General features: G+C 36.6%; 9 protein-coding genes and 1 pseudogene. 4 read left to right on the plus strand and 6 right to left on the minus strand.

The annotated features are described in order from the left end of the window. The 3 genes and pseudogenes from H540_RS34810 to H540_RS0120625 all read left to right on the plus strand — a co-directional run. Positions 1-135, plus strand: a pseudogene (locus H540_RS34810) (oxidoreductase); the annotation flags it as partial. Between the two features lie 103 nt (positions 136-238). Then, positions 239-1,195 (plus strand): alpha/beta hydrolase, encoded by a 957-nt coding sequence (locus tag H540_RS0120620; protein WP_028402202.1) that lies wholly within the window; start codon positions 239-241, stop codon positions 1,193-1,195. A gap of 232 nt (positions 1,196-1,427) precedes the next feature. Beyond that, entirely contained in the window at positions 1,428-2,135 is a 708-nt protein-coding gene (locus H540_RS0120625) for an IS6 family transposase (RefSeq protein WP_028402203.1), read from the plus strand. A gap of 298 nt (positions 2,136-2,433) precedes the next feature. On the opposite strand, the gene H540_RS0120635 is transcribed toward H540_RS0120625, so the two are convergent. The 6 genes from H540_RS0120635 to H540_RS0120660 all read right to left on the minus strand — a co-directional run bounded on the left by H540_RS0120635 (position 2,434) and on the right by H540_RS0120660 (position 7,692). Then, the gene (locus tag H540_RS0120635; protein ID WP_028402204.1) at positions 2,434-3,345 is read right to left on the minus strand and encodes a 1,4-dihydroxy-2-naphthoate polyprenyltransferase; all 912 of its coding nucleotides are present in this window, start codon (positions 3,343-3,345) and stop codon (positions 2,434-2,436) included. 442 nt (positions 3,346-3,787) lie between these two features. Next, positions 3,788-4,132, minus strand: coding sequence for a DoxX family protein (locus H540_RS0120640; protein WP_028402205.1), 345 nt, complete (start codon positions 4,130-4,132; stop codon positions 3,788-3,790). Between the two features lie 54 nt (positions 4,133-4,186). Next, on the minus strand, positions 4,187-5,413 hold the full coding sequence (locus H540_RS0120645; protein ID WP_028402206.1) for an MFS transporter: 1,227 nt from the start codon (positions 5,411-5,413) through the stop codon (positions 4,187-4,189). A 19-nt stretch (positions 5,414-5,432) separates the two neighbouring features. Next, complete coding sequence (locus H540_RS0120650; protein ID WP_028402207.1) at positions 5,433-6,002, minus strand: TetR/AcrR family transcriptional regulator; 570 nt, start codon at positions 6,000-6,002, stop codon at positions 5,433-5,435. 233 nt (positions 6,003-6,235) lie between these two features. Then, positions 6,236-6,979: a pirin family protein gene (locus tag H540_RS0120655; RefSeq protein ID WP_034671564.1), complete on the minus strand. Its 744-nt coding sequence runs from the start codon at positions 6,977-6,979 to the stop codon at positions 6,236-6,238. Positions 6,980-7,101: 122 nt separating this feature from the next. After that, positions 7,102-7,692, minus strand: coding sequence for an isochorismatase family protein (locus H540_RS0120660; protein ID WP_028402209.1), 591 nt, complete (start codon positions 7,690-7,692; stop codon positions 7,102-7,104). 46 nt (positions 7,693-7,738) lie between these two features. On the opposite strand from H540_RS0120660, the gene H540_RS0120665 reads away from it, so the two are divergent. Further along, positions 7,739-8,086, plus strand: coding sequence for a winged helix-turn-helix transcriptional regulator (locus H540_RS0120665; RefSeq protein WP_034671566.1), 348 nt, complete (start codon positions 7,739-7,741; stop codon positions 8,084-8,086). Positions 8,087-8,570 lie beyond the last annotated feature (484 nt).

Genomic DNA, 8,570 nt, shown 5'->3' on the forward strand with positions numbered 1-8,570 from the left:
GGTATGACTACGTTGTACGAACAATATGGTATTTCAGCTGATCGAGTTGCCAATGTTGTTGCATTCGCGATGGATCAGCCAGAAGATACGAACATTAATGAGTTTACAATTGGACCAACAAGTCAACCTTGGTAATGATTACAAGATAAAACAATGAGCAATACAGCGTCAGGTACACCGTTACTACTTAGAATACACTTCACTTATTTGAAAACGATTCTAAATAGGGGATGTTAAAATGAAGAACCGAGTAAATCCAGAGTTATTACCTGGATTAGAAATGTTTCCAGACTTCGATTTACGCCCAGAGAACTTGCAAGCAAGCAGAGAAAGAGTATCGCAATTGAGACCACCTACCGTTGTTGATGAATCCCTTTCATTAACAGATGAAGTCATTGTAGGACCTGATGCTAATCCATTACCATTAAGAATTTATCGTTCAAAATCAATTAATGAATCCTTACCTGTCCTGTTATGGATACATGGTGGCGGTTATATCTTAGGGTCTATAGATGATGATGATGATACTTGTATGAGATTTGTAAAAGAAGCCAACTGTGTGGTCGTTTCTGTAGACTACCGTTTAGCTCCTGAACATCCTTATCCAGCACCAATTGAGGATTGTTATGCAGCATTAAAATGGATTGCTGATAATGCAGAGCCATTAAACATTGATTCGAATCGAATTGGTGTTGCAGGAGCGAGCGCTGGCGGTGGATTAACAGCAGCATTGACATTATTAGCCCGCGATCGACAATACCCTTCTATTTGTTTCCAAATGCCACTCTATCCAATGATTGATGACCGAAATAATACACCTTCTACGAATGAAATTAAAGAAGGATTGGTTTGGAATCAGAAGACGAATGAAGCTGGTTGGAAAATGTATTTAGGTGAACTGTATGAAACGGATAATATTCCTGCCTATGCAGCCCCTGCTCGAGCTGAGGATTATCGTAATTTGCCATACACATACACTTGTGTCGGTCAATTAGATCCATTCCGCAGTGAAACATTAACCTATGTATCCAAACTTGCGGAAGCTGGTGTTGATGTCGAATTTCATTTATATCCTGGGGCCTATCACTGGTTCGAAGAATTAAATCCAAATGAGAACGTATCTATTCACGCTGTGAATGAAATTATACAAGCAGTAAAGACTGGTTTCGAAAGAGTAGTTAAGGTAGAGGCTTAATCTCTTTACAAAAGAAACACTCACAAATAGTACACATTTGTGGGTTCTGGTGCAAGAAATCTAGTAAACTTGGACATACTGATACTACTACTCTAAAAAAGGAGCATGATCAGTATGGAAAACCAAAATTTATTCAAATGGAAACATTATCAGCCTGACAGGTTCTGGTGCAAAAAATCTATCAAACTTGGACATACTGATACTATGACTCTAAAAAAGGGGTGTCATCGGTATGAAAACGAAAAATTTGTTCAAGTGGAAACATTATCAGTCTGAAATTATCCTTCTTACAGTGAGATGGTACCTACGGTACAATCTGAGTTTTCGTGATTTAGTGGAAATAATGGAAGAGCGTGGTTTATCCATCGCCCACACTACCATTATGCGTTGGGTACATCAGTATGGTCCTGAGTTAAACAAGCGAATTCGTCGTCACCTCAAGCAAACAAATGACTCCTGGAGAGTTGATGAAACGTATATAAAAGTTAAAGGTCAATGGATGTATCTGTACCGAGCTGTCGATTCGAAAGGAGATACTATCGATTTTTATCTAAGCAAAACAAGAGACCAAAAGGCTGCAAAGCGCTTTTTCAAGAAAGCTTTGCGGTCTTTTCATGTTTCTAAGCCGCGTGTCATAACAGTGGATAAAAATCCGGCTTATCCTATAGCAGTTGAAGAATTGAGGAAGGAAAAAAACATGCCATCAGGCATGCAACTGAGACAAAAGAAATATTTAAACAATATCGTGGAACAAGATCATCGTTTTATCAAGAAACGTGTTCGTTCTATGTTAGGATTGAAATCATTTCGTATTGCCACTTACATACTGAGTGGCATAGAGGCGATGCATATGATGAAAAAAGAACAAACTCTCCAAGGGGAGAAGTCTGTCCGAAATCAAGTGAACCTCATTCATCAACTATTCGGCCTTCCAGCATAAAGTAGATTCCACTAGGAAACTTTTCACCTCTCTATATCTCTTCTGAAGTATTTGCACCAGAACCCATTTTTGTCTATATTGTTCAAAGTCATATTCTCGATCTAGATCATCAAAACCATACTGAAAACCACAACAAGAACATATTTCGTACGAAGGATCTCCATCGTTATCATAAGGTGGCTCTTCTAAATCATCGTACCCACAGATTGGACATATATAAGTCATTCATTTTCCTCTTTCTAGTTAACATAACAAATGGAAAAAGCATCCCCTCTACCATTTGGGGATGCTTTCCTCTTTAAAACAGATAACTAATTAATAATCCTGCTGATAACAGGAAGGAAAAAATTGTATTTGTTATCGCTGTTGATTTCATTGCTATACGCATATATTCAGGTTCTTTTGCCCCTTTTTGAAAAGCTTGAATTGCAGAGATTGGCTTTTTTAAGCCTAGGAACATAACTAATGACCAAGGACTTACATAACCCATTGATACAATCGCTATAATCCATAAATAGGAAAGTAAAAAGGCAATAGCTAGAGCTGCCACTGCTTTCTCTCTCCCAAGGAGGATAGCCAACGTTTTTCTTCCACCTTTAATGTCTTCATCAATATCTCGGATGTTATTCGACATGTTGATTGCCCCTACTAAAACCCCAATCGGAATGGAAATCAATATACTTTCAACCGTTAACATATTGGTTTGAATAAAGAAAGCAATTAATACAAAGCCTGTCCCCATTGATAATCCAGAAAATAGCTCTCCAAACGGTGTATACGCAATTGGTAATGGACCACCTGTGTATAAATAGCCAACCACCATCCCGAATAAACCGATGACCACTAACCACCAGCTACTATTCATGCAAATATACACACCAATAAATGCTGCCACGATATACAATAAAATAGCAACCGTAAAAACATTTTTTGGCTTCAATCCATGACGGACAATTCCACCTCCAATTCCAACAGAATCAGCAGTATCTAATCCACGTTTAAAATCATAATATTCATTAAATAAATTCGTTGCGATTTGCAATGCTAAACATGCAAGCATCATCGCAATAAATAGAAGCCAATGAATCTTGGTTTCATAAAGTGCTGCAACTGTCCCTAATATGACAGGAGCAAACGTCGCTGTTAATGTATGAGGTCGCGTCATTCTCCACATTAATTTAGCGGGACTAATTTCTTTTTCATTCCTCATAAATTGTTCTATCTCCCTGCATTTTCAGTATTACATCACTAGAAGTATTCTTTCTATCTACTTCCTTTTTACATGATACATTATATCAAGTAAATGCTTACCCTGATATGGGTTAAGATTAGGAAAGTAAAAAAACATGCCCCAAAATTGAAAAATCCTGTACTTTTTAGTTAAACAAGGGGCAATGCATATCACATACAGGTTCTGGTGCAAAAAACCTCTTAAACTTGGACATACTGACACTATCAATCTAGAAAAGGGATGGTGTTCAGTATGTCCAAGATTTAGAGATTACTTGCAATTGCCCTGAAGTTTTTGCACCAGAACCCTTCTCATTAATCAAACAAAGGGATTGCTATTGCAATCCCTTTGTTATTTATCAAGAATATTAAAATACTTCCTTATATAAAAGCGTTTTAGGACATTAGTTAAAACACAAGAATTAAGTGTTAATAAAAAACACAATCATTGCTGCTATCATTACAACAAGAGCTGGTACACTTTCTGAAAAAGGTTCTTTCACCCTAAAATGTAAGAGGATTCCCACTAACATGGTTACAGCAATCCAAGCACCACCTAATACTGCGAACAATGGATTCCAAATTCCTATACATATTCCAATAGCCCCTAGTAATTGTACAACCCCAGTTAACATACGGAACCATGTTGGTAATTTTAAATGATGAAAATTTTCTAATGCCTTCTTTGAACCAACCAATGATGAAATACCAAGAAAGGTAAACATGAAACCAAGGATAATTTGTAAAACTAATGAAACGATCTGCATATTTTTCTCTCCCTGTACAAAAACCATAGATTAGAAAATCTTAGATTAAAAGGTTTAGGAAATTCGTTCTGGAGCTACACTCTTAGAAGTTATCGTAGAAACCAATTTGATAAAAAAGGATAATAAAAATCCTACTAAGAGAATGGACCCTAAGATTCCAAAAGATAATAGATATTGCTCTGTTTTTAATAAGCTAATAGCTAATATAGGGCCCGTGCTGGCGCCAAGGAAGAGAATAAACGCATTGAATGAAATAGCACTTCCCCTTGCATTTCCAGCTAGTTGACTAATAATCGAGATGATCACGGGAGTTACTACTGCAATGCCCGCTACAAATCCTATACTCATTAAGACAATGAGTGGCAAGGAAGGGCTAAGACCTAAAGCAAATAATCCAATTGTAGCTAACGCTAATCCGCCTCGCAGAACAGTTGCTGTCCCTATTTTTTTTGAAATTCCTCCGGCAAACGGTGATAGAAGCATCCCAATGATTCCAACTGCCCGAATATACAGTATCTCCTGATTCGTAAGCCCAAACCTAGCTGAACCCAAATAACTGCCCAGTATGATATACATTCCAACTAAAGATAACAAAAGCATAAATGTAATAGAAAAGGCTAAAAGTAACTGTGTTTGTTTGAGAAGAGCTGTCATTTGTTTAAACTTAATAAGCACACTTTCCTTCGGTCTTAGCATTTCATCTTTTGGAAGAAATCCTATAACGAGTAGAGTAGTGATAAAATATAGAATTCCTAAAATAAAGAAAATAGCGTGCCAACCTAAATATTCATTCACGATTCCGCTAAAAACTTGACCTGCTATCCCTGCCATTAGAAGCCCCGAACTGATAAATCCAACAGCTGTTAGCCTTTTAGGAGGCGGAAACATTTCTCCTGCATATACCAATGAGATAGGAGCAAACGCGGCAGCTACTAGCCCTTGAATCCCTCTTAGGATAATAAGTCCGTAAAAACTATCTACAAATCCAATGGCAATCGTAACCACTGTTAACACACTGATGCTCGTTACTAAAAAAACTTTACGTCCATATCTGTCGGAGAATGGTCCATAAAGGAGACAACCCAGTGCATAACATAGAGAAAATGAACTTCCAATCCAAGCTGCTTGTGTCGAGCTAACATGAAAGGATTGGATAAATACAGTTGTTAACGGAATAGTAATATACATACTAGTTAAAATAACTAAACCACACCAAAATAAAATCGTGGTCATTAAAGAATAGTTCTTACTGTATGATGTTGTATTTGCCGGTTGAGTCACCAATAAAAACCCTCCTGTTTTAAGATTGATTCGGGATACTAATTCCCTTCATAACTTGGATTAATAATTCGTTGATATAATCTTCATCTGGAACTTTTTTATATATGAGTATCTGGAAGTAAATAGGACCATATAACATATCTAAAACTACATCCGTGTTAATTATGGATTGAACTTCGCCCTTCTCCATCGCAGCTTGAAGTAATTGTTTTGCTTCACTTCTTCTAAGGCTAAGATATGAGGTGTAAAATTTCTTAGCAATTTCTTCATTCTCTGTAACTATGCTTAATGTTGATTTACCAATCTTGCTGTTAAGAATACGGGCTAAAACTTCCAGATGTTGTTTAAAGGTGTCCTGTACGGGATTATTGCTGTTAAATTCAAATTTTGAATCTACCGCCATTAAAAAAGCATCTAACACAAGGTACGCTTTATTTTCCCACCATCGATAGATAGTTGTTTTTCCAACTCCAGCTTGTGAAGCAATTGCCTCAATTGTTAAAGATGAATAACTAGTGAATTCTAACATCTCAATGGCTGCATTAAGAATCTCATTTCTACTCCGAGGTTCTTTTTTCTTTCCTGTCATATTGATTTCACCTCCTTGATATAAAACAGTCTCTTGTAAAAAAACAAAACGATACGTATCGTTTTGTGATGATTACAATATACTTTCTGAAACGCATTTTTGCAAGTAAAAAGTTATTTAAAAAATAATAAAACCACACCATGTAGGGATATCATGAATCAGGATTTCTCTTTGTAGTGGTTTATATTATTTTAAAAGATAATTTGATGAATTTTAAATCACCAAGAATAAACTTAACGTTTTCTTCCACTGAATGGTCCAGCCAACGTCATCGGGGCATCCATTTTTACAAGAAAGAGAACAAGAGTTGAATCTTTAAGAACAGAAATAGAGGATAAATCAGAAGTAAGATCCGTTACGGCATCTCCTTTATTTACTACCACATCATTTACTGATATGCTTCCCTCCATCACATAAAGCCATGGAGCTAGCCCCTCTATTTTAGGCGCATGCAGTTGTGTATTCGCTTTGGCGTGTGCATCATAAACTATTACCTGTTGTCGAATTTCTAGTGGCGCCCCTGTTTCTTTTGGACCTGCAAGTAACGTCCATTCTCCGTTCAAAGGAATTACAGAACGGTCAAAAAACTGAACTTTTGGAGGAAGATCTGGTGCTTCAGGTCTTATAAAGATTTGAAGCATTTCAATAGGATTATCCGGTGTTGATTCCTCATGATAAAAACTAGTTCCAGCATTCATCATCATTAAATTATTAGGAGAGACCGTAACCATCTGTCCAATTGAATCTTTGTGAAGCATCTCTCCACGCAACACATAGCTAAAAATCTCGTCATTGCTATGCTCATGCATTCCAACGAATCCTCCTACGCCCAACGTAGCATGGTCTATCCTGCTTAATGGACCGAAAGCATAATCTTCTAATGTTGAATCCCCAAAAATTAGCCCAGGTCGCATTAAATGAATTTGGAATATTCCTTGATCGATGTGATATGCCTGATTAGATTTAAATATTTGCATTTGCTTCCCCCCAAGGTAATTATACTAAATAACAAATCTGTCCATCTGTTGGCTTAAACGCAAGAGGACCTCAACGTCTCTATCGGATATAATGTTCTCTGCGAATTATTTATTAAAGATCATTATTGCATCTTTGAGAAAACATCAGTCATCAGAATTTCGATCAACTTGCTACCTTCAGGAGTAGTCCAATTCTGAGCTAATTCTGCAATCAACTGATTCGTGCTTGTTAAAGTAACTCCGGCTTTTTCCATACGTCGTAAAGCCATCTCGTCAGATAATTTCGTAGGAGAACCACAAGCATCTACAACTACTTGGACATCATATCCTTCACTTAATGCTGTAAGAGCTGGATATACGATACAAACATCTGTCGTTACTCCGGCCATAATTAGTTTTTTTCTTCCGGTATCTTTCACGGCATTAGAAAAATTCTCATCATCCATTGCATTAACGACTCCCAAACGTTTTATACGTGCTTCGAATTCCTCCGGTAAAATTTCTTCCAATTCGTTAAGAAGTGGACCTTGAGCATACTCCTCCATACTGCTTGTCAGAACAACAGGCATATTTAACACTTTGGCAGCCTTCGCAAGAACGAGCGTATTGGTTTTCATTTCATCGAACGAAATAGAACGAACCCATCCCATTGTTCCTACCTGATGATCGATTAGTAGCATAGCAGCGTTATTTCCAGAAAAGTTTTCTTTCATAATAAATTTCTCCCTTCAATGATCAGAAAATAGTTAATGTCACTTTATATATAATGATTTTAAAAGCATTATTTATTCAAACCAAATTGTTGGAAAATGGAAGCCAATTATCCTACTACATTTATTACGTGGAGGAACAAAACGTTTTAGTGAATTACAAAAATTAATGCCAGAAGTAACAAAAAGAATGCTCTCATTACAATTACGGGACTTAGAGGAAGAAGGTATTATCGAACGGGTTGTTTCCCCCCAAGTTCCCCCAAAAGTTGAATATTCCATAACTGATTACGGAAAAACCTTGGATCCTATCTTGGAAAGAATGCATGATTGGGGGAATGCCCATTTGGAATATATCAGCAATAAGAAACCTAACCAAGACCTACAAAAAGATTAATCTTAGTAAAGTCAAATAAAAATTTCATGGATGAGCCAACTATTCACTGAATCTGAATGGTTGGTTCACTTTTATTTATTGGCAGTGTATCTAATTGAACTAACCTGCTTCTTCGTTTAAGTACATTTCTTCACAATCTCACATAAATATCCAGTCTTGTTTGAAAGTCTTATTCCATTAAATGGCCCTTTAGTGGAGTAACTTTATTGCCACTCAACAGTTCCTTAATTCACCTTTCAGTTCAGATCTTCTTTTCACTTTTCACTATAAAAACACCCCTTTAGATAAACAGATCCAAAGGGGCAAAACATCGCAACTTTTTTATAAACACCGTGACTTTATTTAAAAACGACATCACATCAAAAGACATGAGCATGCTGTATTATTCTCATGGCATACAACTTCCCTTTCTTTTTTTGTTTCCATAGCGAATTTTTTCATAATCTCAAGTTGTGTGATGTAAATTTGAAATTTCGCACACTAA

The organism is Ectobacillus panaciterrae DSM 19096 (assembly GCF_000430785.1).
GTDB classification, from domain to species: Bacteria; Bacillota; Bacilli; order Bacillales; family Bacillaceae_G; genus Ectobacillus; species Ectobacillus panaciterrae.

Bases quoted from the DNA above. Each gene is read 5' to 3' on its own strand.
- H540_RS0120650 (WP_028402207.1), bottom strand. From the start codon at position 6,002: ATGACAGGAAAGAAAAAAGAACCTCGGAGTAGAAATGAGATTCTTAAT.
- H540_RS0120660 (WP_028402209.1), bottom strand. From the start codon at position 7,692: ATGAAAGAAAACTTTTCTGGAAATAACGCTGCTATGCTACTAATCGAT.
- H540_RS0120655 (WP_034671564.1), bottom strand. From the start codon at position 6,979: ATGCAAATATTTAAATCTAATCAGGCATATCACATCGATCAAGGAATA.
- H540_RS0120625 (WP_028402203.1), top strand. From the start codon at position 1,428: ATGAAAACGAAAAATTTGTTCAAGTGGAAACATTATCAGTCTGAAATT.
- H540_RS0120620 (WP_028402202.1), top strand. From the start codon at position 239: ATGAAGAACCGAGTAAATCCAGAGTTATTACCTGGATTAGAAATGTTT.
- H540_RS0120640 (WP_028402205.1), bottom strand. From the start codon at position 4,132: ATGCAGATCGTTTCATTAGTTTTACAAATTATCCTTGGTTTCATGTTT.
- H540_RS0120635 (WP_028402204.1), bottom strand. From the start codon at position 3,345: ATGAGGAATGAAAAAGAAATTAGTCCCGCTAAATTAATGTGGAGAATG.